This window comes from Mycolicibacterium komossense (assembly GCF_025822605.1).
GTDB lineage: Bacteria > Actinomycetota > Actinomycetes > Mycobacteriales > Mycobacteriaceae > Mycobacterium > Mycobacterium komossense.
The window spans coordinates 170,069-193,804 of the sequence record NZ_JACKTY010000020.1; the positions used below are offsets into that span (position 1 = coordinate 170,069).

The window sequence follows — 23,736 nt, forward strand, 5'->3', positions numbered from 1 at the left end:
CCAACGCCCCTCCTCGGAACCCGTCTACCATCGCTGCTATGGGGGTTCCGGTCCAGTCGGGGCTGCGAGAACGCAAGAAGCAGCGGACACGCGCGACGTTGGTGGCTGCCGCGCTCGATCTGGTCGACCGCCAGGGTTACCAGCGGACCACCATCGAGCAAATCGCCGGTGCCGCCGAGGTCTCACCTCGCACGGTCGCGCACTATTTTCCCAGCAAGGACATGATGCTGTTGTCGCTGCTGGACACTTTCACCGATGCCGTCAACGACGAGCTGGCGCACATCCCGTTGGAGACCCCGCCGCTGCACGCCCTGCTGACGGCCAACATCACCATGCTCGACAAGGCCGCCCGCGGCGAAGGGACGATGACCGCGGCCCGGGTCGGTACCCTGCTGCGCATCGTCAACCTCGCCAGGAGCCTGCAGCTCGGCACGATCCGGCTGCGGTCGACGGCCACCGCCGAGGTGCTGGCGCGCCGGATCGGGACGACTCCCGACGATCCGGCCGTGGCGCTGATGGCCGCGGTGTGGGCCGCGGTGACCTCGACGGCATGGCAGAGCATGGGGATGAACGAGACGCTCGATCAGACGGCGGTCGAGGACTTGCCCGACTTCATGAGCCGGACGCTGACGGAGACCTTCGACGATCTCGTCGAGCTGACGGCAGTTTTGCCCGCCGGCACCTGAACTGCCGTCGGCCCGGTTAGCCTGCCGCCATGAACTTCATCGAAATCGTCGAGACCGTCGGGAAGGTGATCGACGGCGTCGGGGTGGCGATCATCGCGCTGGGCACGGTCCTGGCGGCCGGTATCGCGATCGGCCGGATGGTGCGCAAGACCGGAGACGTCTACCGCAACTTCCGCAACCAATTGGGTCGGACGATTCTGCTCGGCCTGGAGTTCCTGGTGGCCGCCGACATCATCCGCACGGTCGCGATCACGCCCAATGCGCAGAGTGTCGCGGTGCTGGCCGGGATCGTCGCCATCCGGACGTTCCTCAGCTTCTCGCTGGAACTCGAGATCACCGGACGCTGGCCCTGGCAGCAGACGCCCGTCGAGGCGAGCGCATCGCGATGACCGAACCGTCGACAAGCCGGATACACCGGATGCTGCGCGCCATGCGCAAGGAAGCCCACGGAGCGCTCAGCGGTCCCGACTCCTATGACGCGGCCGAGGTCGCGTCGATGCTGCGGGCGATCGGTATCGCACTGGTCGAGGTGGAACAGCCCACCCAGCAGGTGACCGCCCGCCTGCTGAAGATCGCCGCCCGCTACACCACCGACACCGTGCGGACGATCGTGTTGCCGACCGTGCTGGTCATTCAAGTGGGGACCGTCGGCTACGAGGTGGAGACGTCCACACACGCCACGGTTCAGCTGGATCTGGCCGGCCGCATCGACGCCATCGCCGAACTCGCCGAGCTCGGCGCCATCACCCCCTCCGACGCGGTGAAGGCCGTCGATGCCGCCAGGGCCATGAATCCACGCTTCGGGGCGGTCACGTCGGTGATCGGCTACGCGATCACCACTGTCGGCTTCGGCATGGTCATCAACCCGACCTGGGCTTCGCTGCCCGGCTACCTCTTCCTCGGCGTCGTGGTGGGCGCCATCATCACCATCGGCAGACCGTTCCCCTGGCTGAACTCCGTGCTGCCCACTCTCGCTGCGACGGTTGTCACGATGCTGGCCACCTGGTTCGTCGCCGACGCCGCCAACGACGGGTTGCTGCGGGTGATCGCGCCCGCCCTGGTGGCGATCCTGCCGGGTATGTCGCTGACCATCGGCGCGATGGAAGTGGCCAGTTCCCAGATCATCGGGGGCGCCAGCCGGCTGGTCTACGGCGTGGTTCAGCTGATGCTGCTGGTGTTCGGCGTCGCGATCGGGGTCCATATCGCCGGCCGCGTGGCGCCCCAGGCGCCGTCGCCGCAGATGGGACCGTGGGCGTTGTACGCGGCAATCGTGGTGATCGGATTCGGGCTCTACATCTACCTGTCCGCGCCGAAAGGCTCCCTGTTCTGGCTGACCGCGGCCGTCGCGGTAGCACTGCTCGGCCAGCAGCTCGGCAGCACGGTGCTGTCCTCGCCCTACGGCGGGGGCGTTATCGGGGCCTTCCTGGCTGTGCCGTTCGCGATGGTGGCGGCGCGGGTCCGGACCTCGCCACCGGCGATCGTGATGATGTTGACGGCGTTCTGGTCGCTGGTGCCGGGGGCCTTGAGCTTCGAATCGCTCAGCGAGGCCGCCACCGGTGGCGGCGCGGATGTCGGCAGCCTCGGCGAGACTGTCGCGGCGATCTTCTCGATCGCACTCGGCACGCTGGTCGGCTGGAGTGTCTTCAATGCCTTCAACTCCCGGGCACAGCGCACGTGACCCAACCAACCGTACGGTAGGTTATCGCCGTGGTCGATCCTGCAGTCATCGCTGAATGGATGTCCGGTCGCGGCCTGGGCGAGGGCCCGCTGGAGAACGTCACCGAGATCGGCGGCGGAACGCAGAACATCCTGTTGCGGTTCGAGCGCTCAGGCCGGCCCTACGTCCTGCGCCGCGGGCCGAAACACCTGCGCCCGGTCAGCAACAAGGTCATCCTGCGCGAAACGCAGGTCCTGGCCGCGCTGGCCGGAACCGACGTCCCGCATCCGCACCTGATCGCCGTGTGCGATGACCCCGGCGTGCTCGGTGACGCCGTCTTTTACCTGATGGAACCCATCGACGGATTCAACGCAGGTTCCGAACTGCTTGCGCTGCACGCCGGCGACGCCGGTGTACGTCATCAGATGGGTCTGTCGATGGCCGAGGCACTGTCCCGCCTCGGCGCGGTCGACCACGTGGCGGCCGGGCTGGAATCCTTCGGAAAGCCCGAGGGGTTCCTGGAACGCCAAGTGCCCCGGTGGCTTTCGGACCTCGAGTCTTACCAGGGGTTCGACAACTATCCCGGCGCCGATATCCCCGGCATCGACGCCGTCGCCGGCTGGCTGGAGGAACACCGGCCCACCGACTGGACACCGGGCATCATGCACGGCGACTACCACGTTGCGAACGTGATGTTCTCCCGCACCGGCCCCGAGGTCGTCGCGATCGTCGACTGGGAGATGTGCACCATCGGGGACCCGCTGCTGGATCTCGGCTGGATGCTGGCAACCTGGCGCTACCCCGGCCAGGAGGGCGTGCTGGGCAGTGCGCTGATGGAAACCGACGGGCTACCGACCCCGGACGAGCTGATCGGGCAGTACGCCAAGAACACCACTCGCGATCTCGCACAGATCAATTGGTACACCGTGCTGGCTTGTTTCAAGCTCGGCATCATCCTGGAGGGCAGCCTGGCCCGCGCCTGCGCCGGCCTGGCGCCGATGGAGATCGGCGAACACCTGCACAACGCGACCCTGCGACTGTTCGAGCGTGCGCATGGGCTGATCGAAAGGCACACATGATCGACTTCGAAATCCCCGCCGAGACCGCGGCCCTGCGCGACGAGATCCGGGCCTTCGTCGCCGAGCAGATCGTGCCCTACGAAACCGATCCCCGGCTCACCCGGCACGGCCCCAATGAAGAGCTGCGCACCGAAATGGTCGAATTAGCCCGCAAGGCCGGACTTCTCACGTTCCAGGCGCCGACCCGCTTCGGCGGACGCGAACCGTCCCACCTCGATCAGGCGGTGCTCTTCGAGGCCGCCGGCTGGTCCACCCTGGGCCCGGTAGCGCTGAACTGTGCCGCGCCCGATGAGGGAAACATGTTCCTGCTCAACAAGATCGCCAACGACGAACAGGTAGCCGAGTTCCTCGTCCCGGTGATCGACGGCAGGCAGCGTTCCGTGTTCGCAATGACCGAACCGGACGGGGCAGGCTCGGATCCCAATCAGCTCAACACCGAAGCCGTGTTCGACGGCAGCGAGTACGTGATCAACGGCCTCAAATGGCTGATCACCGGCGCCGACGGCGCCCGCACCTGGATCATCATGGCGCGGGTCGCTCCCAATTCGTTTGGTGGGGACGGACCTACGCTGTTCCTGTGCGACGGGCAGACCCCCGGCATCGAGATCGAACGTGTGATGAACACGATGGACCGCAACTACGTCCAAGGCCACGGCGTGGTCCGCTTCAACGATCTGCGGCTGCCCGCTTCCGCGCTGCTCGGCGAGGTCGGCCAGGCGCTGCGGTATGCGCAGCTGCGGCTCGCGCCGGCCCGGCTGACCCACTGCATGCGCTGGTTGGGCGCCGCGTCGCGAGCCCAGTCCATCGCCGTCGAGCACGCCCGCACCAGGACCGGGTTCGGTAAGCCGATCGGCGAGCACCAGGGGGTCGGCTTCATGATCGCCGACAACGAAATCGCCTTGCAGCAATGCAGACTCGCGATCTGGTGGGCCTGCTGGACACTCGACGGCGGTGCCAAGGGCAGGCATGAGAGCTCGATGGTGAAGGCGTACGTGTCGGAGGAACTGTTCAAGGTCGCCGACCGCTGCGTGCAGATCCTGGGCGGCATGGGCATCTCCGACGAAACCCCGGTGGGCATGATCTTCTCCGATATGCGGGCCTTCCGGCTGTACGACGGGCCCACCGAGGTGCACAAGTACGCGATTGCCCGCCAAGTGCTTCGCAATCCTGAAGGGCACTCGTCATGAGCATTCTCGACAGCTTCCGACTCGACGACAAGGTCGTCATCGTCACCGGTGCCTCATCGGGACTCGGTGTCACGTTCGCCCAAGCCTTCGCCGAGGCCGGCGCCGATCTGGTGCTGGGAGCACGGCGCGCGGACCGGATGGCCGAGACCGCGGCGCTCGTCGAAGCGGCAGGCCGCCGGGTCCATCCGGTGGCCACCGACGTAGCCGATCCCGACCAGTGCCGACGGTTGGTCGACGCCGCCGTCGAGACCTTCGGCCGCGTCGACATCCTGATCAACAACGCCGGCGTCGGGACCGCTGTGCCCGCCACCCGGGAGACGCCGGAGCAGTTCCGGTCCGTGGTCGACGTGAACCTGAACGGGTCCTACTGGATGGCGCAGGCTTGTGGCCGGGTGATGCAACCCGGCAGTGCGATCGTGAATATCGCCAGCGTGCTCGGCATCACCACAGCCGGTTTACCGCAGGCCGCGTACAGCGCAAGCAAAGCGGCGATCATCGGGTTGACGCGCGACCTCGCCCAGCAATGGGGATCGCGCAAGGGAATCAGGGTGAATGCGCTGGCGCCGGGGTTCTTTCTCTCTGAGATGACCGACGAATACCAGCCCGGTTACCTGGAAAGCCAGGCTCCTCGGTTGGTACTCGGGCGACTGGGCGATGCCCGCGAACTCGCTGCTAGTGCAGTGTGGCTGGCGTCGTCGGCCGGTGGGTATGTCACCGGTCAGACCATCGTCGTCGACGGTGGTCTGACGATCACTTAACTCAGCCAGCGGCGCGGAGACCGCAGTTGCGCTGGTTCATCCGGATCGGATCCTGGACCGCGGCAGAGACCAGGATGTACTCAAGCTGTCCGACGGAAAGCCCCGAAGCTTCGCTGAGATCGGCGAGGGAATGTCCGGCGGCCAGGCTGGCTTCGATCTGATGCTCGATCTTGAAGCTCACATCCTTGGCGGCTTCCAACGCTGCTAGGTAGCTATCGCCGAGCTCGTGCAGGAGATCGGTGTCGGTGGACCGGTGCATGAGATCGGTCATCACTGCTCCTTCATTTTCAAAACCCGAGCGAGATGAATGGAGCAGCGAGCCGCTGTCACGCGTCACCATTACCGGGTCTGGGTACCTAGTTTTCGGCATTTCTAATCACCTTGTGCCCGGAAATTTACGGCTGCTGTATATGGAGAACCTGAGAAGATGCCGTCAATTACGCTTCACTTTCTAAGCGCAGGTCACGAGGGTTCTCACGATGGGTTCTACCGTGGCGCTCCCGGCGAGATCACAGCTGGGCCTCGAAGCCTGCGCAGCTAGCCCGCAGCGTTGGCGAGTAAAGGAGGGCAATTGCCCTGCCCATCGGCGGCCAGTTCGAAGTGCCACAGCTCATTGGCGTAGATCTGACAGAGCCCGAACCGGGTGCCGTTGGCGATCAGCCAACGGTCGGCATCCTGGCCACCGATATCGACGGCCTCACCGATGACGTGCTTGGACATCGCCGGGGTCTGCACGTACTGCCGAGCGGCGGCAAAGCTGCCGTAGGTCTGCACGGCGTCGTCGAGCAGTTGTTGCTGGAACTCCGGCGAACGCCACCCGGAGGTGATGGTCATGGTGATCCCGTCCGCGGCAGCCGCGGTGGCGGCGTTCTGGATGGCGGCCAACAGGGCCGGGTCGAGGCGGCCAACCGCTGGGTCCTGCACGTCGAACGGCGTCAATGCGTCACCGTTGGGCAGGGAACCGTCGCCGGGGTCGGCCCGGGCGGCCGGCGCCGCAACACCGAACGTGACAGCCGTAGCCGCCACCGCCAGGAGACCCGCAACCAATTTCACGGTCACCAACCTAGACCTGCTTGCTGGCGAGGTCCTCGATGCGCCGCAGCGCCAGAGCGCACACCGTCAGATAGATCGGCGCCCAGATCGGCATGCCGAAGGCGACCCGGCACCCACCGTCTGTCGGCGCCACAGTGTGCCGGGTACCTGCCAGTCCGGCGATCTTCCACGCCCACTGCCGTTGGTCTTCGAACTCGGTGATCTCGAACGGCAGCGGTATCCCGACCGCAGTCCACACCGTGCCGCACGACCCCAGCCGCAGCGGCCCGGAGCCGGCGAGCTCGGCCCGCTGGACCGAGGGGCCCCACCGCGGCCACGCTTCGAGATCGGTCAGCACGTGCCACGCTGCCTCAGCCGGGACGGCCATCGTCCGCTCGACCGTCAACAGGTGTTGCCGCAGCGCCAGCCTCATGGCTTAGCGCTATGCCCCGGCCGGCGACGGATCAAACCAGGACGGCGGCCTGTCGCGGCAGATCGAACTGCTGGGTGGTCGACGTGCTCGGCGGGATGACGCCGGCACCGGTCAGCCGGCCGACCACCTCCGCAAGGGCCTGGGTGATGGCGACCAGCGTGTTGCCGATGAACTGCACCGGGATGAGCACGATGCCTGCGAGAGCGCTCACCACGGGGATGCCCTGGTCGGCAACGGCCTGCAGTTGATCAGTCACGGCGACCACCGCGCCATTGATGTAGTACGGGATCGCCCCGAAGATCGTCCGCACTGACAGCGCCACGTCCGTCGGGATGTCGGGGTAGCCGTTCATCTGAATGATGTCGTTGAGCGCCTGATGCAGATTGACGGGGTTGACCTGGCTCTGGCCGAGCGAGGTCAGGGACACCCCGTCGGCGTCGGCGGTCGGGGTGCTGCCGAACAGCGTGACGATCGTGGGAGTGACGTCGACGATCCGGTACTTGGTGTTGATCTGTCCGGCGTCGAAGTCCGAGCCTCTGGCGATGACGAATGTCGACGTCTCGTCCGGGGACTGGAAGCCGTGCCCGAAGCCCTGCTGCGGCTGGTGGCCGTGGTCGGTGACGACGATGACCGTCCATTCCTCACCGGTGGCGAGTTCGCGCGCCTTCACCGCGGCCATGATGTCGCCGATATTGGTGTCGGTGCGCTCGATGGCAGCTGCATACTGTGGTGACGCTCCGCCGTACATGTGGCCGTTCTCGTCGACCTGGACCAGGTAGGTGAACATGAAGTTCGGCACGTTTTCGTAGCCGACACCGCCCTGCAGCGACTTGATGGTCTCCGCGGTGACCGCCGCGTCGGTCTGCGACCAGTCGGTATCGCCGGAGATCTGCGGGATGTAGACGATCTGGTCGGCGGGAAGCGAACCGGCGCCGGCGATATCGGTGATGACGTTCCAGTCGGCGATGGCTTTGGTCTCGATGTCGGGGTTGAACCCTTCGAGCTGGTTGAAGACCGTGGGCCAGGAGTTGTAGGTACCCGGGGTGAAGATGTTGTTGACGACGCCGCTCTTGGTGTCCCACACCCCCGTCAGGATCGACGTCCACGACGGGTTCGAGATGGTGGTGTGCCCGACGATGCTCGCCGCGGCGGTGGTGCCGTCGCCCATCAGCGCGAAGAAGTTCTGATTCGCGGGGTCGGCCAGGATCCGGCTCAGGTTCGTGCCGTCCACACCGATCAGCAGCACATGCTGTTTGGTTGGGTCGACGACTCGAGTGGCGGCGATCACGGCTGCCTGCACGCTGCGGTTACGGGCACTCCAGCTGGCCGACGAACTGACGCCGATCGACGTCGTCGGCGCGGCGGGCACTACCGGCAGCGGCGCCGGGGCCGGGGTGACCGGCGCCGGGGTGACCAGATCGAAGGTCGCTTTGATGGTGGCCGACGCAGAGGTGGTCGCCACGGATTTGAGTACGGGCTGCGCTGTGTCGGTGCCTCCCACTATCGACGGCGCTACCGTCGCCTCTGCCGCGCCGGCCCGGCGGGGTGTCGACCGGATGGTCTTGGTGGTGACCGTGGTGTCGCTCACGGCTGCTGCGGCGGGCTGTCCCGTTGTCCGAGGGGCTGTTTCACCCACGGCCTTGGCACCGCGCGTGACCTTCGGAGCCGAGCTCGCAGCGCTGGCGGCTCCGTCGGCCGAGCTGCGCGAGCCCGAGCCGCCGTCGGAGGGGGCGGCGGAGGCCTCCGCAGTGGCGAGCGCCGCGCCCGCACCAGCCATCACCCCGGCGACCGCAACTCCCAGACAAACCTGCTTAACCGTAGTCACTCGACGATCTCCATTCGCACCCCGGAATTGACGGTGCTGCAGACGGTACAAGTCAGGAGACAACGACGGATGGATTTCTGTGTACTTGATGTGCGGTTCCTCGCCAACAGATGGGAACGCATCAGATGTCTGCCTCACATCGGCTGCCGCAGCATCAACTCCGCCGGACGCTGACGAGTCGCCCGCCGGTGACCAGCGAGCCTGCCTGCTTGAGTCGCTGCGTGCGGATGCTGATGTCATAGCCCTGCACTCGGTCGATGGCCGCGAGTTGCCGGGTCAGGTAGCTGTACAGGTGCTCGACGTCACGGCAGATGGCGATGGCCATGAGGTTGTTGCGGCCGCTGATCGCGGACACCGAGGCGATCTCGGGGTGCGCTGCGATCTGTTCTGCCACCTCGGCGAGATGACTCGGTGCCGTCGTCAGCCACAGCATCGCGTTTACCCCGAACCCGAGTCGGTCGGGCAGCACGTCGACGTCGTAGGTGAGCGTCGCCGATGCCTCCAGTGCGGCCAGGCGCCGCTTCACCCGCGCCGATGACCAACCGATGTGCTCGGCGAGCCGGGCGTGTGGTGCCCGGCCGTCCTCCGCAAGCGCCTCGATGAGCGGGAGATCCTCCTCCCTGGGCGCCACGGGCCCGCTCGGCGGCGCCGAAGCCGGTGGGGGCACCAGCTGTCGCGCCTCCTCGGCGGTGAGGGTGTGTCCGTAGGCGGTCCATGCAGCGCCGGTCGCGTCCCCGAACTCGTGCAACACCAGATCGATATCCAAGGACAGCACCGCCGAGGTGCGCGGCAGACGCTGCAACAGCCCATCGGCACTGTCCCCCAACGGCGCTCGAATGACGCATACCAGTTCGGTCCAGCCTGACAGCACATTCGCATGCGTCACTTCCCGGCGCCGGACCAATGCCTCGGACAACCGGGGCAGGTCGTCGGGTTTGGCGTGCACGCGCACCACCCACTGGGCTTCGCCGAATATCTGCGGGTTCACCACGCCGATCACGCGCACCGCACCGTCGTGCCGCAGCTTGCGGTAGCGGCGGGCCACGGTCTGCTCGGGTGCACCGATCACCTCACCGATCCGCCGGAAAGACACCCGCGGTGACAGCTGCAGCGCGTGCAGAATCTTGCCGTCCAGCGGAGCAATCATGACGGAATACTACGAGTCAGCCGTCGCAGGTGTTGATATCTGCCGCCATGACGCCAGACACTGGCCATAACTGTGGTCCGACGCCGACTCTGGAGTCATGCGTATGACCGACAACCGACGCCGCCCGCACCCTTCGGTACGCCGCCCGTAACGGTGACCACGCCGCACAGTTCGCCGCCGTAAACCACCACCTGCAAGGAGAAACACCATGAAGATCGGCATCGGACTGCCCAACCACTGCGCCGGCGTTCCCGGCCCCCTGATGGTCAAGTGGGCCCGTCGGGCTGAAGAACGCGGCTTCGAGTCGGTGACCACCATCGACCGGCTCATCTACCCCAGCATGGATTCGATCGTCGCGCTGGCGTTGGCGGCAGGCGCGACCACCGACCTCACGCTGGTCACCAATGTCCTTCTGGCGCCGATGTATCCGCCGGTTCTGCTGGCCAAGCAGTTGGCAAGCCTGGCGGACGCGGCAGGGCCCCGGCTGTCCATCGGCATCGGAGTCGGTTCCCGCGAGGACGACTACACCGCAGTGGGCGTCGACTACCGAAAGCGCGGTCGACTGCTCGACGAACAGGTGCCGGTCATGCGGCAAGCGTGGCGAGGTGAGGCCGTCAGTGGCAACAGCCCGATATCCCCTGCGCCCGTTGATATTCCGCTGCTCTTCGGCGGGCGATCAGATGCCACTGTGCGCCGCGCCACCACAGTCGGCGACGGCTGGGTGGCCGGTGCGCTACGCGAGTACCCATGGCAGTCGGAATTCGCCGATCGTGTCCGGGCCGGCTGGCACGCCGCCGGCCGGCCTGGACACCCGCAGATCCACGCGTCGGTCAACTTCGCCCTGGGGAATGACGCTGTGATCCAGGGCGGACGTGATCACCTGTCTCGTTACTACGGATTCAAACCCGCCTATGCACAGCTCAATATCGACGACCTGATCGCAACCCCTGACGACGCCCGAGCCACCGTGTGCGCCTACCGCGATCTCGGGTTCGACCGACTGTTGTTCCACCCCACGGTGGCTTCACTCGACCAGCTCGACCGTCTCGCCGACGCCCTCCTGTGAACGGTTCCTAGCAGGGGTCCCCGGGTGGCGTGTAGTAGGGCACGCCTTCTGCTGTGTAGCAAGGTATCTCGCCTGGAACATACGGATAATCCTGCGACACGATGGCCGCCGCCGCGGCGTCGCCGGCGACGTTGGTGCAGCCGCCGGCCGAGACATGGCGTCCGCCCGCGGAGGCACAGACGTCAGCCTGCGCCACCGGCGTGACTGCTACCGACCCGAGGACCATCCCCGAGGCCATCACCAACACTGCTGCCAGTTTCTTCATGTCAAACCCTTCGCCGATCGCCAGAAGCACCACGCGGACCGCGGTGCCGAGAGTTGTTCAGTTCTTGAGAGCGCCGTCTTGGAGCAGTGCCAGCGCCTTCTCGACGCTCAGCGTTCCCGAGGCTTGGCTGGGTGGATATTGGACGAACGTGGCGAGGAACTCTCCGACGATGTTCACCGCAGGCACCATCGCCCAGAGTTTCTCGCCCCACCAGCGGCCGTACAGCATGCTCTCGGTCTGGTAGCGCTCCCACGGGTCCTGGCGGAGGTTGGTCACCACCGGGACGTTGGTGGTGTCCTCCTTGCCGGTGAACAGATTGCCGACGATCGTCTTGAAATTCAGTTTCCAGGCGTTGTAGCGCACCGCCATCAAATCGGCGTTATCGCTGAAGTAGAAGAACTCTCGGCGCGGCCCCTCTGCCACCTCGCCGGTGAAGTATGGCGTGAAATCGTAACCGTCGAGGTGAACCGTGAAGGTCTTCTCGGCTGCGTCGTACCCGGTCAGCAGCTTCGCTTTGACGTCCGGCTCACCGGCTGCGGCCACCAGGGTGGGTACCCAGTCCTCATGGGCCATGATCTCGTTGACGACGGTTCCGGGCTTGATGACACCGGGCCATTTGGCCACCATCGGTACGCGGAAACCGCCTTCGTAGGTACTGCCCTTCTCGCCTCGGAACGGGTGGTTGCCGCCGTCGGGCCAGCTGAACACCTCGGCGCCGTTGTCGCTGGTGAACAACACGATGGTGTCGTCGGCGATTCCGAGTTCGTCGAGCTGGTCGAGGATCTGACCGACCTCCCAGTCCAGCTCCATCATCGCGTCGGCGTAGAGCCCAAAGCCACTCTTGCCCTGCCATTGTGGATCGAGATGTGTCCAGACATGGCATCGAGTGGAGTTGTGCCAGAGGAAGAACGGGCTGCCGGCCGCCACGGATCGATCGATGAAGTCGAGCGATCGGCGCACCAGCTCGGGATCGACATCCTCCATGCTGACGGTCGCCGCGTCGTCCATCCCCGGATGCGGGGGCAGGGGTCCGCCATCGACGATGGTCTGCTTACCCACCCGGCCCCAGCGGGGATGTTCTGTCGGATCGTCGACGTCGCTCGCTTTGGTGTCGACGATGTTGCGCGGACCGAAGCGGTCGTGAAACCCGTCGACCTTGGGGTACTCGGTGTCGTAGGGCTCCTCCATCGCATTGAGGTGATAGAGGATGCCGTAGAACTCGTCGAACCCGTGGACAGTGGGCAGGTACTCGTTGCGGTCGCCGAGATGGTTCTTCCCGATCTGCGCCGACACGTATCCGAGCGGCTTGAGCAGCTCGGCGAGGGTGGGATCCGAGTCCTGCAGGCCCTGTTTGGCGGCAGGCATGCCGACCTTCAAAAGACCTGTCCGAAAAGGTGTTTGGCCCGTGATGAACGCCGCCCGACCGGCTGTGCAGGACTGCTGGCCGTAATAGTCGGTGAACAGTGCGCCCTCGCCGGCAATCCTGTCGATGTTCGGCGTGGAGCCCCCCATCATCCCGCGGTGGTAGGCGCTGAGATTCCACATACCGACGTCGTCGGCCATGATCATGACGATGTTGGGTTTCCGCTGTCCAGACACTGGCGCACCGCTCTCGTCGTGACCCGACCGAGTCGGGCCTCAAGGGCGAACGCTACCGCCGAACGGGGCGAGCGGACGGCTGTTGCGGCGCATTCACAGCTTCATAGCGGGTGCAGTTCCGATGAAGTCGAGGGCAACGGTGATAGCCGGGCGATGCCGGAGAATGCGGTAGTGCGCCAACCGTCCCAGCCCGCGGGTGGTCACCAACCGTGCCTCCGGCCAGACCTCGGCGATGCGCTCGCTTGCCCGATATGGGCTGTCCGGATCGTCCGGATCGTGCACCAGAAGCAGCGGCGGATGGGAGATCCTGCCGGCCACTGCGGCGATGTCAGTATCGTCGAGAGGGATGCCGAGCCGCCGGTCGAGGCGGCGGTGCAGGCCGGTTCGGATTCGCGGGCCGAAGCCGTGCCGCATCGCGAAAGTGTTGAGGTACAAGGAAAAGTCACCCATGGGTGCGAGGAACACCATGCGCTCGACGGGCATGCCCTCTGCCACCGCAAGGGCGGCGGCCTTGGCACCGAGGGAGTGGCCGATGATCGCCCGGGCCGGGCCGTGGGTCTGCACGAAAGCTTTTACCGCCCGGGCACATTCGACGATCGTGGTTCGTCCTGGCGCGAGTTGGCCTGGGCCGGAGTCGTTGTGACTCGGCAGGTCGAACGCGATGACGCGATGGCCCGCAGCGACAAGCGGTTTGATGAAGACACCGAGGTGCGCCTGGCAGCCACCCCAGCCGTGCACCAGGTATACCGGCGGCCCCTCACCCCAGGAGGCGCCCACCACGCGATGGCCATCCCAGAACGCCTCGACGGCTGATCCCGCCGGGACCCCGGGCGGCATCTTCAAGCTGGCGTCCATGACGGGCGGTGTGCACCACAGTTCGACCGCGACCTTGGCTCCCACCGCGGGTGCGAAGCGCTCGAGGAAGCCGAACATCCGCCGCACATTCCGTTCGACGGGCGCCTCGATACCCGAACCTTCGAGGACGGGGTCGGTCTCGGCGATGCCAGCCATCAACCCAGCCTCGACACAGCCTGGTGCCTTGTCAAACGAAGTTCGTGAATCGCGCCATCACGTGGCGACGGTACGTCCACACTCGGTGGACCCTTGCGTCACAGCGCTTCGGCGTCGCGTTCACCGGTCCGCACCCGCACCAGCGCCTCGACCGGGGTCACCCAGACTTTGCCGTCACCGATCTTGCCGGTCCGGGCGGCAGTGACGATCGCGTCCACCACTGCGTCGACGTGCTCGTCGTCGACGACGACATCGATCCGCGCCTTGGGAACGAAGTCGACCTTGTACTCGGCCCCGCGATAGACCTCGGTGTGTCCCTTTTGACGTCCGTAGCCCTGCACTCCGACGAAAGTCAGGCCGTGCACACCCGCCTCGTCCACGGCGGTGCGGATGTCATCGACGGTGAACGGCTGAACGATGGCGGTGATGAGCTTCATGGCCTCAGGCTTTCGAGGTGTCCAGCCGACCCCCGACGAGCGACTCTTCGGGGTACGCCTCCTCCGAGTGCACGGCGATATCACCTTCCTCCAGCACCTCGTCGGGCGCGCGCAACTTCATGAAAAGGCCGAGGAATTTCAGGATGGCGAAAGTGATCAGGGCGTCCCAGACGATGATGGTCAGCGCAGCGCAGAGCTGGACCAAGATCTGCGCTGGATGGTGGCCCCACAGCCACCCCGCTGCGGTGACGTCACTGACGTCCTTGCCGTTACCCAGATAGACGGTCACGTTCGGATCCGCCAGTACACCGACCAGTAGGCCACCGAGCAAGCCGGCCACACCATGGGTGTGGACGACGCCCAGCGTGTCGTCGACCTTGCTGAACAACCGCGTGCGGCCCAGCCAGTTCCAGGACATCCACACCAGCGACGACGCCACCACGCCGATGATCATGGCGCCGAAGGTGTTCACGAAGCCGGCTGCCGGCGTGATCCCGACCAGGCCGACGATCATGCCGTTGACGGCACCGAGGAACGTCGGCTTCTTCTCACGACTGGCGAAGATGTCCCAGAGCACCCAGGTCAGCAGCGCCACCGCGGTGGCCACGTTCGTGTTCAGCACCGCCAGCGACGCATTGGTGCCGGCGAAGTACGGGTCGCCGCCGTTGAACCCGTTCCAACCCAACCAGAGGATGCCCGCACCGACGGCGGCCATCGGCAGGTTGTTCGGCACCGCCCGCTCGCGATCGCGGGCCAGTCGGGGCCCGATGACCCAGGCGGCGACGAATCCTGTTGTGCCCGCGGCCAAGTGGATCACATAGCCACCGGAATAGTCGAGCGCGCCGGTGCTGAACAGGCTGCTGGCGCCGGCGTGGGCCTGCGCCCAGAAGCCGCCGCCCCACACCAGGAAGGCATTGACGCAGTAGGCGAAGGTCGACCACAGCGGTACGAAGATCAGCCAGACCTTGAAGTTCATCCGGCCGATCACACTGCCGAGGAACAGCAGCGGCGTGATCGCGGCGAAGACGAACTGGAAGTAGGCCAACGTGCTCTCGGAGAACCTGAACTTCGGCATCGCGCCGTCGAGCAGCGGGATGATCGCCTGCCCCTGATTAGCGGTGCCCACGATGGATCGTGGCTTGCCGATGAACGATCCAAGTATCCCGGGCCCCAGGTTCGCGGGGTCCCCGAAACCCATCTTGAAGCCCCACAGCACCCAGATGACCAACACCAAGGAGAAACCGGTGAAGGCCATCAGCATCGTGTTGACCGCCCACTTCTTCTGGACGATGCCGGCGTAGAGAACCGCGATGCCGGGCAGGCTCATCAACCCGACGAGTGTGGCGGCCACCAACTGCCACGCGTTGTCTCCGGGATTGAGCCAATCGGGATAGGGGTTCATTGCCAGCCCTCCTTGGGAGCGTTATTGGCACGCAAGTGGCCAAATATCTACGCTCGAGGAGTTTCTATTAGATGTTCATTTGTTAAATCTGGATATCGCAATTCAATTCCCAGACTATTCATCGGAAATCAACAGTTCACTCATTGTGATTCTTATGCGATTTAGCAGAGTACGGACAGAACATACATAGCAACTTCACGGCCGGCTGACGGAGAAGCCGCTGACAACCCACCGGCGCCCTGACGCTTCCGTACTCTCGAATACCGTTGAAACACAGCATATTCGGTGTCACAACATCGCTACCCGCGCCGCCCTGGCGCCGTATCCGACAAGGCGGTTACCGGATGCCACGGTTTCCGCCGTTTGGTTATTGAAATGATTTGTCGAACGGATCAGAATTCGAAGGTTCGACTAATGTAACAGCCTGCGAACGCAGGGGCCCTCATGCACGGTTTCGCGCTTTGCCGCCGTTGGCGATTGTTTGCGCGCGCATTCGGTCGCAATCCGTTGCTCCGCTGGACCGACCGGGTCGAAGCCTGCCTGATCCTGTTCGCCAGTCTGCTCGCGTTGGCGGCCGGCCCGGGATGCGTCGCCGAAGGCGCCGCCGTCTACCAATCGCAGGCTCAGCTCTACGCCGAGCAATCCCTGGCACGCCATATCGTCACCGCATCGGTGGTCGAGACGGACCCGATGCCACATCTGTCACACACCACGACTCTGCCCGTCCTCGCGCTGTGGACGGTCGGCGATGACGGTGCGCGAGGGGGTGAGCGTGCGGTCAGCCGAACCGCCTGGATAAATGGCGATCGAACGCTCAAAGCCGGTGCCCACGTTGATATCTGGGTGGACGACTCGGGAGTGCCCGTCGATCCGCCGATGCCGGCCTACCAAGCCGGACTCGATGCGATCGCCGCCGGCGCGGGCCTGTGGGGTGCCGTGGCGCTTGGCTTGGTCGCTGCCATCGCGATGCTGCGTTCGCCGATCGACCAGATCCGCTGCGCGCAACTGGAGCGTGAGATGGAGGCCTTCGCCGGTGGCGGCAGAAGCGAAGGCGGAACCAGCCGGCCACCGCGGGGGCGCTAGGCCCTGATCCCAGCTCGACGACACTCGGCCTGGACGGCTTCTGCATGGGCATCGTGCACGGCCTCAGCTGCTAGGCACCAGTCTTGCGCGGCCTTACCGCAGGCGCGTTCGACTCCGCCACCCATCGAACTGGCCATCGGCACTGTCACGCACGTATCGCCGGATCGACTTGGGTCCGCCCTCTGACCGACGGCGGCCCACACCGCCGCGCCCACGATGATCACCGCCACCAGAAGAGAAGCCGCGATCACCGCCGTTCGGCGCTCGCCGTGGCTGAGCGGATCGGTCGGTGGGGTCTTGCCGCTGCTGGTCGTCAGGGCCCTTCCTTGCGCGGATGAAGAATCATCGAAACACGGGGACCTGTTCCCGGCATGTCGATGGGATAGCGACCGGAGACGGCGGGCTGGGTCGGCAGGGCGGGTCGATAGGGACCGATGCGGAGGTCATCGAAGAGGTTCAGCGTTCCGCCGTAGCGGGCATGGACTCGCTGACCAACCCTGCAAGGAGAAGCCGGGAGTAAAGCTGTCGTCGTCAAAACTGTGAGTGCGCCCGAAGGGATTCGAACCCCTAACCTTCTGTATAGGAGTTAATCCTGTGCACATGCTGCTGGGAGAAACGGACACGGACGACAATAACGTTGTCGAAGGTCCATGGTCCGGCGACGAGGTTGCGTGAGCCCGCGATCGTCGGCGGCATTAAAAGTGTTTGCCAGCAGAACTGTGACCTTCCTGTAATGCCGCAACGTCGGCAAATTGCCCCCGCTTTGGTAGACAGTGAATTCGTACCAACTTCACAAGGGGTTGCCACTATTCCTGAGAAAAAGGCGACTGGGCCGAGACCACGCCCGACGCCGCACCACTGGAAACCGCTCCTAGATGGCTATCTGACGGAACTTGCCGCCGCCGGCTATCCCGTCACTACCCGAAATACGCGCGCCGCCCATGTCCGGCGAATCGCTGCCGGCGTCGGCGTGTCACCCCAAGAGCTCGCCGGCGATTCGCTAGTGCGGTTCTTTGCTGCGCAGCAGCATTGGGCCCAGGAAACTCGCCGGGGATATCGCAACACTGCCGTGTCGTTCTTCGGGTGGGCGCACAAAGCCGGCCTGCTCGACGCCAATCCAGCCGACTCGCTGCCGGCGATCAAGGCCAGCCCGCCCGCGCCGCGGCCCGCACCCGACCGGGTTTACAGGGGCGCGCTGATAGCCGCGGACCCACGCGTGATGCTCATGCTGCGACTCGCCGCCGAACTCGGAATGCGTCGCGCTGAGGTCGCCCAAGTCGCGACCACGGATCTGATCGAAGGGTTCGACGGTTATCAGCTCGTCGTGCACGGCAAGGGCGGAAAGCTGCGAACGCTGCCCTGCTCTGACGAGCTCGGAGACGCGATAGCACTTGGCGCGGCCGGTCATACCCCCGGCGCCAAGACCACCGGCTACCTGTTTCCTAACGGTGGCGGCGGAAATTTCCGCAACGGTTGCGCCAAATTCGGCGACGGGCACCTCGCGCCGAAAACTGTCGGCGTCCTGGTGTCGCGGGCCATGGCGGCAGAAGGGTGGACGATGCATAAGCTGCGCCACCGGTTCGCCACCCTGGCTTACCGCGGGTCGCGGAACATGCCGGCCGTGCAACAGCTGCTCGGACATGCCAGCCTCGCGACGTCCCAGCTCTACATAGCCGTCGACGACACCGAAGTGCGCGCCGCGATGATGGCAGCCAGCGATGCACCGCCAGCGCGGCTGCGCGGCCTCGAACGGCTGGCCTAGTCGGGTCGCCAACCCTCGCGGTACTGCCTTTCGAACTGGCTGTGGCTAATCCTCGGCGCCGGCACGCATTCCGGCCTGCCGACCGCTGCCATCTCGTCGTTGAAGTGCCAGTCGGCGTCATATCGGATAAACGCCTCGTTCACTTCATTTGACTTTTCGACCAACCGGAGCCGAATGTCCATCCGTTTGAGCCGGCGTTCCATTTCGGCGTAATCGGGTGCGAGCCGGCGCGCTTCGGCCTCCATCACTTCGCGACGGTTCCGCTCGTTGCGTGCGGCTTTCTCCTGCCAACGCTTCGACAGTGGCTCAAGTAGCCGACCAACGATGGCGAACCGTTCCGCCCAATCAGGCAGCTTGAGCCAGATAATCGCCGCGATGAGCACCCATAGCGGCGCATTTTCGAGCAGCTTGTCGATCACCTGTTGCCCTTGACTCGACGGACAAACTGCGCGTTCAGCCAGGCGAACCCGAACCACAGCGCCGGCGTCCGCCAGCCGTAGGTGCCCCCGTCGCCGTCTTTCGTGATGACGTCCACCAATGAGCTGGACGCCAGCGCGAAGTACACGCCAAACAGAATTGTGTGCGCAGCGTTGGTCACCCAACCCCACCGGGCGCGCTGAGCCGTTGGAAACAACGGTTCATCCCCGAGCGCAATTTCGGCGACAAACCCAGCCGCGCCGGCACCAATGAGCAGCGATCCCCACACCGGAAGCGGCATCGCGCCTTCCAGAGTGGTCAGCAGCGCCGACGAACCGCTCGGCGTGAACCAGTAGTCGGCGCCCCACACAACCGCGATCAGGAAGGTGACGAGCTGCGCCCGCCTCCAGCTTCTCGGGTCGATCTGCCTCCAAGTCATTACGGCTTGGCGTGCCGGCCGTAGGCGGGATCGATCGCGGCTGGCCGGATCTCCTCCACCAGGTCGATAACGTCGTCAACGTTCTTGGCGATCTGGTCGAACGTCGGCGCGCTGGCCGTGAGGAACGTCGCTAGGCGGACCAGCCACGCGCACGCGATCGCGATGCCCGCAGCGATCGCCGCCGCGGCACCCGAGCCCGTCGGCAGCACGTCGGCAACGAATGCAGCGAAGGAGAGCAGGAACAGCGCCAGCGACGACAGCAACGCCGCGGTGGCCTTCGCCTTCTGCGACGGGGTGTACTTCGAGAGCATGACGATTTCCCTTCGGTTGTGGAGCTACGCGGCCGGCCGGCTGGCCCAGTCGCGGACGTGCATCACGGCGAGCTGGACGAACGTGGGACCGCCCGGCCATGCCTCGTCGAGGTGGTAGCGGATATGCGGCCCGGTGCCCTGGAATAGGAACGTGAGCCCGATCGTCGCGGCCTTCGCCGCCGCCGCGGTGCCGGTGAGCTTGTCCGGGTCGCCGCCGGGGACGAACCCGCCGATCGACGCCAGCAGCAGAGGCAGCGCGAACCCGGCGATCCCGATTGGCCCGGTCGCCAGCGCGGCGAACGCCGCCGGCAGCGATATGCCGGCCTTCTCCGCGATGGTCGGAATCGCCGTCATCATTCGCATTGCGACCTGCGCGATATCGCGGAACGCGAACCGGGTCACTTCCTCGAAAACGTCGTCCATGATGTCGCCGACCACGCCGCCCGGAATCTGCGTGTACATGTCGCCCTCATGGGCCAGCCAGCAGTGCCGCGGATCGCCCGGATCGCCGTAACTGATCGTCGAGATGCCGCGGCCCCACTTGGCCGGCTGCCCGAAGAATCCGCCGCCGAACGGCCGGGTCGGATCGCCCAAGCTGAATGAGCACACGTAGTTCTCGGGGAAGTGTTCGAGCAGCCACGCTTTGAAGATGGCCGCGGCGATCGCGCCGGCCGAGTAGCCGCCGATCACGATGCGGATCTTCGGGTTCGCCGCACGCCGCGCGATGAAGTCGGTTTGCGCCCACGCGACGGTTACTTGGACGGCCGACCACATGGACGGGTCGCCGATTCCGCCGGCGGTTCCGACAGGGATCCCGCCCATGGTCGCGTCCCATGGAGGATCGACGATTTCCACCAGGTCCGCGCACTGTTGCAGCACCAGGTACACCAGGTCTTGCCCGACGATGCCGCCGGTACCGCGCCAGATGTAGCCGATCGCGCGTTCCTTCGGGACGGCCGGCGGCGCGGCCGGCGCCGGCTCGATCTGCAATTGCTTCTGGATCGCCCAGTCGAAGATGCCGAGCGTGTTCACGTCAGGTGCCGGCCGGCGCCCCTTGAGCACCTGGTCGTGAACATTGGATCCGAACGTGCGCAGCGCAGCGCCGAACGCTTCGGTGTAGACGTCCGAGATATCGCCGATCAGCGCCTTGCCGTAGCTGTTGCCGGACAGCTTGCGTTTTGCCTTCGGGATCAGCGGGTGGCGATCGCCGACCTTGCGGGGCGCCTGGTATGCCATCAGCCGACCAGCTTCAGCATTGCCGCGGTGGCCGGCCCGACCTGGCCGTCGACTACCAGCGGCGGATGAATCCGCTGGTAGTCGCGGACCTTCGCCTCGGTGTCGGGCCCGAAGTCGCCGTCGATCACGATCCGCGAGTAATTCCGCTTGAGGCGCGTTTGCAGCGAAACGACGCGGATCCCCTTGTCGCCGCGGCGGATCACGCCGAAGTTCGCATACTCGACCGGAACGCCGGGCACCACGACGACAGGCGGCGGGGGCGGGGGCGGGACCACAACCTGCCCCGTCAGCCGGCCATTGACGTCCGCGCGGAACAGGTTCATGTCGATGCCGCCCGGATCCCACTTGCCTTGCGCAGCTCCGGCCCAGTCCTTGTGCCCGAGAACATGCGACGCCGGCTGGCCGAGCTGCTTCTGAATCGCGGCGACGCCCTGGACGTAAGCGCCGTACTGCTCGTCGCTCCACGGGATGTGATGCGGCTTGCCAGGTGTGCCGCCGCCGTCGTTGGCCGCTTCGATGCCGATCGTGCGGAAGTTCGCGTTGTTGGCCGGCAGGCCCGGCCAGGAGCCGGCGCCGGCGTGCCATGCGACGCCAACACCGCAGAGCGTGTACTTACCGTCGCGCGATAGGTACAGCTGCGACGCCAGCCCCCACGTCGGATGCTCGGCGATCCCCCGCGGCGTCTCGCCGAAGCTGCCGGTGTGGTGGCAGACGACGCCCCAGATTTCGCCGAAGTCGCCGTGCCCGCGCTGGAACGCGCCCGGATAGATATCGCACTGCAAGCCCGCGGCGCGAAGCACGTCGGGCAGCCAAGTCGGATCACTCATACTTCGAGTCTGCCCGACATATGTCGTTATTGGGGCAATTGCCGCGTCGCCAATCAGCCGTACGTGGTGATCTGGGCGTAGCCGTCGCCGCCGGCCATACCGGGACCGGATGGGTAGCCGTTTACCGATCCGCCACCGCCGCCACCACCACCGCTGGGAGTTGCTCCTTTGCCGCCAGATCCGCCGGGTCCGGCGGCGTTGCCTGCGCCGCCGGCGCCACCGCCGCCGAAGAAACTGGTGGGGGAGGTCGCCGCCGCGCCGGCCCCGCCGGGGACGACTCCTGCTGCGGCGGCGGCGATGGGGGTGGACCCGCCAGCGCCGCCGTTGCTCGCGACACCAGCGGCATTCACGCCGCCGCCAGACCCACCGCCAGAGTTCGCGCCACTCCCACCGGCAGTACCAGCAGTCCCGGTCGCCGAGCTGGCCGCGCCCGACCCGACCGGGGTTGTTCCGCCAGCGCCAGCGGAACCCGCCGCACCGGCGACACCAGCCCCGCCGCCGGTGCCGCCGGTGCCACGCGCCGCAGCGAACAGAACGCCCGCACCGGTTCCGGCGACACCGAAAGTGGTTGCACCAGAACCGGATGAGCCATTGGCGCCTGGCTGACCGTCGACGGTTTGAGCGGCGCCGCCTACGCCGCCAGTGCCGACGAACACAGGCACTGTCGCCGGCAGCGAATCCGCAGGGACGACAACTCGGGTGATGCTGCCGGCGCCGCCGCTTCCGCCGCCGCACGACGGGGTACCCGAGGGTTCGCGGGCACCGGCGCCTCCGCCGCCAGCGGGGCCATTCAGCAGGATCTCAACCAGCTTGGCGCCGGCCGGCTTCGTCCATAGTCCGGTGCCCGGACCGAAGGGCTGGATATCGGCCTTCTTCGCGAGGGTCATCACCTCTTGGCCAACAGCCTGCAGTGCGTCCTCTAGAGGCTGGAAGCTTTCCGCGGCCAGCGCTGTATCGTCGTTGACCCAGGTCTTCTTGATGTAGGCGATAAAACCCATCGGGTTGCCCTCCCTTTTCAGTGTGGGTAGAGGTCTCGGGACGCCCGCAAACTCGGGCTTGCGGTGCGAAATACTCGGGGTTGCGGTGAACTCACGAACGCTTTGCGTGACGACTTGCGGTTCGGACTGGCTTTCCGGGCTGGCCCCCGTATGCGTGGCCAGCCCGCGGGATCACCAAATATCGGTAAAGGCAGCCCAATTCGGGACGACAGGTCATCGAGACCGAACTCGATGTTCGCATGGTAGAGAGCGTCCACGGTGTGGGTGTTGTTCATGTAGATCCCGGATTTCACGTAGGCCAGATACGGCAGGCCCTCGTGGTAGTAGCCGATGGGGGTGTCGACGTTGATGATCTGGTCGCCGTTGAGCCACACGCTCAGATGCCCGGAAGCGCCGAGGGTGGCAGACACGACGAACCTTGTTGGTACCCAACTCGCGGGCGCTGGACCTGTATAGGCCGCGACGCCGCCAGCGGATGATCGAGCACCGATGACAAGGTTGCCGCTATCGAGGTAGACCGCGAACGGTGGAGGGGCTATCGCCGAGGATGGGTGTTGATGCCACTGGTGGATGATGCTGGTGTTGGGCCCGTCGAAGCCTGCTCGCTGATCAGTGATGAGTGTGGACCATGATGCCCAAAGGGTGTTGCCGGCAACGTAATAGACGCCGCTATCGCGTCGCTGTTCGAGTTCAACTCGCCGCCGACCGTTCTTTCGATCCGCTGACGGACGGTCCTGATTGCGATGCGACTCGAAGTAGTACAGGTTCTGATTCGGCATGTCGAACAGCCTGGGCATGGGAGATCCGTAGGACTCGGGATGGTCGGCCGAACTATCGAGCCTGAGTGCCATTTGCTCACCGCTGATGACGACTCGGTAGTCGTAGCGGGCGATCTGGTCGATGGTCAGTTGAGACGCTGGAATGATTCGACCTTCACTCAGAATGCGTCGACACCAGGCAAATTCGGGTTCCGCGAGGACGGATTCGGGCAGCATGTAACTGTTGTCGATCAATCTGATCGGCCGCAACAGTGCATACGGAGACTGGTCTTTATAGATGACTCTCGCCATCTGCTCAGC

At 65.6% G+C, this 23,736-nt stretch carries 26 protein-coding genes; 9 read left to right on the forward strand and 17 right to left on the reverse strand.

Annotated features, from left to right (window positions below):
• Positions 1–38: 38 nt before the first annotated feature.
• The 6 genes from H7J73_RS08350 to H7J73_RS08375 are packed head-to-tail and all read left to right on the forward strand — an operon-like array spanning position 39 to position 5,367.
• Positions 39–686 carry a TetR/AcrR family transcriptional regulator gene (locus H7J73_RS08350; protein ID WP_264066855.1) on the forward strand — a complete coding sequence of 216 codons (648 nt, stop codon included), beginning with the start codon at positions 39–41 and terminating at the stop codon, positions 684–686.
• A gap of 29 nt (positions 687–715) precedes the next feature.
• Positions 716–1,075, forward strand: coding sequence for a DUF1622 domain-containing protein (locus tag H7J73_RS08355; RefSeq protein ID WP_264066856.1), 360 nt, complete (start codon positions 716–718; stop codon positions 1,073–1,075).
• Entirely contained in the window at positions 1,072–2,364 is a 1,293-nt protein-coding gene (locus H7J73_RS08360; protein WP_264066857.1) for a threonine/serine exporter family protein, read from the forward strand. Before H7J73_RS08355 ends, H7J73_RS08360 begins: the two co-directional genes overlap by 4 nt.
• Positions 2,365–2,423: 59 nt before the next feature.
• Entirely contained in the window at positions 2,424–3,422 is a 999-nt protein-coding gene (locus tag H7J73_RS08365; RefSeq protein WP_264067103.1) for a phosphotransferase family protein, read from the forward strand.
• Entirely contained in the window at positions 3,419–4,609 is a 1,191-nt protein-coding gene (locus tag H7J73_RS08370) for an acyl-CoA dehydrogenase family protein (protein WP_264066858.1), read from the forward strand. The genes H7J73_RS08365 and H7J73_RS08370 overlap by 4 nt, the downstream gene beginning before the upstream one ends.
• Positions 4,606–5,367, forward strand: coding sequence for an SDR family NAD(P)-dependent oxidoreductase (locus H7J73_RS08375; RefSeq protein WP_264066859.1), 762 nt, complete (start codon positions 4,606–4,608; stop codon positions 5,365–5,367). Before H7J73_RS08370 ends, H7J73_RS08375 begins: the two co-directional genes overlap by 4 nt.
• 1 nt (position 5,368) lies before the next feature.
• On the opposite strand, the gene H7J73_RS08380 is transcribed toward H7J73_RS08375, so the two are convergent.
• From H7J73_RS08380 to H7J73_RS08400, 5 genes are all read right to left on the reverse strand, one after another.
• A complete protein-coding gene (locus tag H7J73_RS08380; protein ID WP_264066860.1) occupies positions 5,369–5,638 on the reverse strand; it encodes a hypothetical protein in 270 nt (89 codons plus the stop codon).
• A 266-nt stretch (positions 5,639–5,904) separates the two neighbouring features.
• Positions 5,905–6,426: a M15 family metallopeptidase gene (locus H7J73_RS08385; protein ID WP_435405449.1), complete on the reverse strand. Its 522-nt coding sequence runs from the start codon at positions 6,424–6,426 to the stop codon at positions 5,905–5,907.
• Positions 6,427–6,430: 4 nt separating this feature from the next.
• Positions 6,431–6,832, reverse strand: coding sequence for an SRPBCC family protein (locus H7J73_RS08390; RefSeq protein WP_264066861.1), 402 nt, complete (start codon positions 6,830–6,832; stop codon positions 6,431–6,433).
• Positions 6,833–6,863: 31 nt separating this feature from the next.
• Complete coding sequence (locus tag H7J73_RS08395) at positions 6,864–8,657, reverse strand: alkaline phosphatase family protein (protein ID WP_264066862.1); 1,794 nt, start codon at positions 8,655–8,657, stop codon at positions 6,864–6,866.
• Positions 8,658–8,811: 154 nt separating this feature from the next.
• Positions 8,812–9,804 carry an Lrp/AsnC family transcriptional regulator gene (locus tag H7J73_RS08400; protein WP_264066863.1) on the reverse strand — a complete coding sequence of 331 codons (993 nt, stop codon included), beginning with the start codon at positions 9,802–9,804 and terminating at the stop codon, positions 8,812–8,814.
• 208 nt (positions 9,805–10,012) lie between these two features.
• Here H7J73_RS08400 and H7J73_RS08405 point away from each other — a divergent pair, with 208 nt between their 5' ends.
• Positions 10,013–10,870 (forward strand): LLM class flavin-dependent oxidoreductase, encoded by an 858-nt coding sequence (locus H7J73_RS08405; protein WP_264066864.1) that lies wholly within the window; start codon positions 10,013–10,015, stop codon positions 10,868–10,870.
• Between the two features lie 7 nt (positions 10,871–10,877).
• On the opposite strand, the gene H7J73_RS08410 is transcribed toward H7J73_RS08405, so the two are convergent.
• The 5 genes from H7J73_RS08410 to H7J73_RS08430 form a co-directional block, all read right to left on the reverse strand.
• Complete coding sequence (locus tag H7J73_RS08410) at positions 10,878–11,135, reverse strand: hypothetical protein (protein ID WP_264066865.1); 258 nt, start codon at positions 11,133–11,135, stop codon at positions 10,878–10,880.
• A 57-nt stretch (positions 11,136–11,192) separates the two neighbouring features.
• Positions 11,193–12,734 carry an arylsulfatase gene (locus H7J73_RS08415; RefSeq protein ID WP_264066866.1) on the reverse strand — a complete coding sequence of 514 codons (1,542 nt, stop codon included), beginning with the start codon at positions 12,732–12,734 and terminating at the stop codon, positions 11,193–11,195.
• A 93-nt stretch (positions 12,735–12,827) separates the two neighbouring features.
• Positions 12,828–13,745: an alpha/beta fold hydrolase gene (locus H7J73_RS08420; protein ID WP_264066867.1), complete on the reverse strand. Its 918-nt coding sequence runs from the start codon at positions 13,743–13,745 to the stop codon at positions 12,828–12,830.
• A gap of 98 nt (positions 13,746–13,843) precedes the next feature.
• Entirely contained in the window at positions 13,844–14,182 is a 339-nt protein-coding gene (locus H7J73_RS08425) for a P-II family nitrogen regulator (protein ID WP_264066868.1), read from the reverse strand.
• A gap of 4 nt (positions 14,183–14,186) precedes the next feature.
• Positions 14,187–15,584, reverse strand: a complete 1,398-nt coding sequence (locus H7J73_RS08430; RefSeq protein ID WP_264066869.1) for an ammonium transporter — start codon at positions 15,582–15,584, stop codon at positions 14,187–14,189.
• 477 nt (positions 15,585–16,061) lie between these two features.
• On the opposite strand from H7J73_RS08430, the gene H7J73_RS08435 reads away from it, so the two are divergent.
• Together H7J73_RS08435 and H7J73_RS08440 are read left to right on the forward strand one after the other, a co-directional pair.
• Positions 16,062–16,667, forward strand: a complete 606-nt coding sequence (locus H7J73_RS08435) for an Rv1733c family protein (RefSeq protein ID WP_264066870.1) — start codon at positions 16,062–16,064, stop codon at positions 16,665–16,667.
• An 808-nt stretch (positions 16,668–17,475) separates the two neighbouring features.
• On the forward strand, positions 17,476–18,429 hold the full coding sequence (locus H7J73_RS08440; RefSeq protein WP_264067106.1) for a tyrosine-type recombinase/integrase: 954 nt from the start codon (positions 17,476–17,478) through the stop codon (positions 18,427–18,429).
• Here H7J73_RS08440 and H7J73_RS08445 read toward each other — a convergent pair.
• The 7 genes from H7J73_RS08445 to H7J73_RS08475 are packed head-to-tail and all read right to left on the reverse strand — an operon-like array spanning position 18,426 to position 23,727.
• Positions 18,426–18,848 carry a hypothetical protein gene (locus H7J73_RS08445; RefSeq protein ID WP_264066871.1) on the reverse strand — a complete coding sequence of 141 codons (423 nt, stop codon included), beginning with the start codon at positions 18,846–18,848 and terminating at the stop codon, positions 18,426–18,428. The genes H7J73_RS08440 and H7J73_RS08445 overlap by 4 nt on opposite strands.
• Positions 18,845–19,285, reverse strand: a complete 441-nt coding sequence (locus tag H7J73_RS08450; protein WP_264066872.1) for a hypothetical protein — start codon at positions 19,283–19,285, stop codon at positions 18,845–18,847. The genes H7J73_RS08445 and H7J73_RS08450 overlap by 4 nt, the downstream gene beginning before the upstream one ends.
• The gene (locus H7J73_RS08455) at positions 19,285–19,596 is read right to left on the reverse strand and encodes a hypothetical protein (protein WP_264066873.1); all 312 of its coding nucleotides are present in this window, start codon (positions 19,594–19,596) and stop codon (positions 19,285–19,287) included. The genes H7J73_RS08450 and H7J73_RS08455 overlap by 1 nt, the downstream gene beginning before the upstream one ends.
• Positions 19,597–19,620: 24 nt before the next feature.
• The gene (locus H7J73_RS08460) at positions 19,621–20,832 is read right to left on the reverse strand and encodes an alpha/beta hydrolase family protein (protein WP_264066874.1); all 1,212 of its coding nucleotides are present in this window, start codon (positions 20,830–20,832) and stop codon (positions 19,621–19,623) included.
• Positions 20,832–21,659: a peptidoglycan recognition protein family protein gene (locus H7J73_RS08465; RefSeq protein ID WP_264066876.1), complete on the reverse strand. Its 828-nt coding sequence runs from the start codon at positions 21,657–21,659 to the stop codon at positions 20,832–20,834. Before H7J73_RS08465 ends, H7J73_RS08460 begins: the two co-directional genes overlap by 1 nt.
• A 53-nt stretch (positions 21,660–21,712) precedes the next feature.
• The gene (locus H7J73_RS08470) at positions 21,713–22,657 is read right to left on the reverse strand and encodes a hypothetical protein (RefSeq protein WP_264066877.1); all 945 of its coding nucleotides are present in this window, start codon (positions 22,655–22,657) and stop codon (positions 21,713–21,715) included.
• Between the two features lie 17 nt (positions 22,658–22,674).
• Entirely contained in the window at positions 22,675–23,727 is a 1,053-nt protein-coding gene (locus H7J73_RS08475; RefSeq protein ID WP_264066878.1) for a heparin lyase I family protein, read from the reverse strand.
• Positions 23,728–23,736 lie beyond the last annotated feature (9 nt).

Coding starts and splice junctions, on each gene's coding strand:
- H7J73_RS08465 (WP_264066876.1), bottom strand. CDS start 21,659: ATGAGTGATCCGACTTGGCTGCCCGACGTGCTTCGCGCCGCGGGCTTG.
- H7J73_RS08410 (WP_264066865.1), bottom strand. CDS start 11,135: ATGAAGAAACTGGCAGCAGTGTTGGTGATGGCCTCGGGGATGGTCCTC.
- H7J73_RS08375 (WP_264066859.1), top strand. CDS start 4,606: ATGAGCATTCTCGACAGCTTCCGACTCGACGACAAGGTCGTCATCGTC.
- H7J73_RS08475 (WP_264066878.1), bottom strand. CDS start 23,727: ATGGCGAGAGTCATCTATAAAGACCAGTCTCCGTATGCACTGTTGCGG.
- H7J73_RS08455 (WP_264066873.1), bottom strand. CDS start 19,596: ATGCTCTCGAAGTACACCCCGTCGCAGAAGGCGAAGGCCACCGCGGCG.
- H7J73_RS08365 (WP_264067103.1), top strand. CDS start 2,424: ATGTCCGGTCGCGGCCTGGGCGAGGGCCCGCTGGAGAACGTCACCGAG.
- H7J73_RS08450 (WP_264066872.1), bottom strand. CDS start 19,285: ATGACTTGGAGGCAGATCGACCCGAGAAGCTGGAGGCGGGCGCAGCTC.
- H7J73_RS08400 (WP_264066863.1), bottom strand. CDS start 9,804: ATGATTGCTCCGCTGGACGGCAAGATTCTGCACGCGCTGCAGCTGTCA.
- H7J73_RS08350 (WP_264066855.1), top strand. CDS start 39: ATGGGGGTTCCGGTCCAGTCGGGGCTGCGAGAACGCAAGAAGCAGCGG.
- H7J73_RS08425 (WP_264066868.1), bottom strand. CDS start 14,182: ATGAAGCTCATCACCGCCATCGTTCAGCCGTTCACCGTCGATGACATC.
- H7J73_RS08390 (WP_264066861.1), bottom strand. CDS start 6,832: ATGAGGCTGGCGCTGCGGCAACACCTGTTGACGGTCGAGCGGACGATG.
- H7J73_RS08355 (WP_264066856.1), top strand. CDS start 716: ATGAACTTCATCGAAATCGTCGAGACCGTCGGGAAGGTGATCGACGGC.
- H7J73_RS08370 (WP_264066858.1), top strand. CDS start 3,419: ATGATCGACTTCGAAATCCCCGCCGAGACCGCGGCCCTGCGCGACGAG.
- H7J73_RS08405 (WP_264066864.1), top strand. CDS start 10,013: ATGAAGATCGGCATCGGACTGCCCAACCACTGCGCCGGCGTTCCCGGC.
- H7J73_RS08360 (WP_264066857.1), top strand. CDS start 1,072: ATGACCGAACCGTCGACAAGCCGGATACACCGGATGCTGCGCGCCATG.
- H7J73_RS08460 (WP_264066874.1), bottom strand. CDS start 20,832: ATGGCATACCAGGCGCCCCGCAAGGTCGGCGATCGCCACCCGCTGATC.
- H7J73_RS08380 (WP_264066860.1), bottom strand. CDS start 5,638: ATGACCGATCTCATGCACCGGTCCACCGACACCGATCTCCTGCACGAG.
- H7J73_RS08420 (WP_264066867.1), bottom strand. CDS start 13,745: ATGGCTGGCATCGCCGAGACCGACCCCGTCCTCGAAGGTTCGGGTATC.
- H7J73_RS08430 (WP_264066869.1), bottom strand. CDS start 15,584: ATGAACCCCTATCCCGATTGGCTCAATCCCGGAGACAACGCGTGGCAG.
- H7J73_RS08470 (WP_264066877.1), bottom strand. CDS start 22,657: ATGGGTTTTATCGCCTACATCAAGAAGACCTGGGTCAACGACGATACA.